At 66.7% G+C, this 1042-nt stretch carries 1 protein-coding gene, 1 pseudogene and 1 other annotated feature; of the genes and pseudogenes, one reads left to right on the forward strand and one right to left on the reverse strand.

All coding sequences use genetic code 11. The annotated features are described in order from the left end of the window. Nucleotides 1–371, reverse strand: a 371-nt coding sequence (locus tag ACTQ49_RS14950; protein WP_441828628.1) for a hypothetical protein, incomplete at its 3' end; no start/stop codon positions are given. Between the two features lie 10 nt (nt 372–381). Further along, nucleotides 382–511: a sequence feature (AL1L pseudoknot), on the forward strand. On the opposite strand from ACTQ49_RS14950, the pseudogene ACTQ49_RS14955 reads away from it, so the two are divergent. Beyond that, nucleotides 416–1042 (forward strand): annotated as a pseudogene (locus ACTQ49_RS14955) (IS3 family transposase); the annotation flags it as partial. (Overlaps the previous feature by 96 nt.)

A 1042-nucleotide genomic window follows, 5' to 3' on the forward strand; every position in this document is an offset into this window, starting at 1 on the left:
CGCTTGATGGTCGAAGCCGCCAGGCCTGGCTCGCCGTCGACCAGCCGGACCACGTTGCCGCCATGGCGAGGTTCACGCTGCTGTTCGATGAAGGCCAACACATCCGCCGTGTCCACCTCGGCCGGGGGTTTGCCCACGACGGTGAAGAAGACCTTCAAGTCGAACGCTTGCGCCAGCACCGAATTCGGTCGTAGGCGGGCCGCGGTGAACTTCAGGTACTCGTCGGTCCACGGCTCACCCAATCTGGGTGGCTGCCCCTCCACGAAAACCAGCTTCGGTGCGAACCCCACCATGACCGGCCCCCAGCCGCTCGACGACACCACCATCGTCACCGCCGCGTCGCCGCGCTGCTCCACCGGGGTCAGGATCACCTACATATCAAGCCTTTCTTCGCGGCGGAGCTCGACCGCCCCGGCAGGTACTAGTCGATTTCGTCGACGCCCATCGTGACCGGTTCGGGGTCGAGCCGATCTGCAAGGTCCTGCGTGAGCACGGCTACCAGATCGCCCCGAGCAGCTACTACGAGGCCCGCCAACGCCGCGCCTCGGCCAGGGCCCGTCGGGACCAGCAGCTGGTCGAGCTGATGCGCCAGCTCCGCGAAGCCAACCGGTTCCTGACCCGCTTCGGTGCGCGCAAGATGTGGATCTTCCTGCGCTCGCAAGGCCATGACGTGGCCCGCTGCACCATCGAACGGCTCTACCGCGCCCAGGATTGGCAGGGCGCAACACGTCGGCGCAGGTTCAAGCCCATGCCCTCGGACGGGACACCGCGGCCGGCGGACCTGGTCGACCGAGGGTTCTGGGCGGCTCGGCCGAACCGGTTGTGGGTCGCGGACTTCTCATATGTCCCAACGTGGTCGGGAATGGTCTACGTCGCGTTCGTGATCGACGTGTTCAGCCGCAGGATCGTGGGTTGGCGGGCTGCGCCGCGGATGACCACCGACTTGGTCCTGGACGCGTTGGAGCAGGCCCTGTGGTCACGTCAGCAGCAAGGCGTCACCAGTTTCACGGGGCTGGTCCATCACACGGATGCCGGGTCGCAG

The organism is Luteococcus sp. Sow4_B9 (assembly GCF_052116585.1).
In the GTDB taxonomy this organism is placed as follows: Bacteria; Actinomycetota; Actinomycetes; order Propionibacteriales; family Propionibacteriaceae; genus Luteococcus.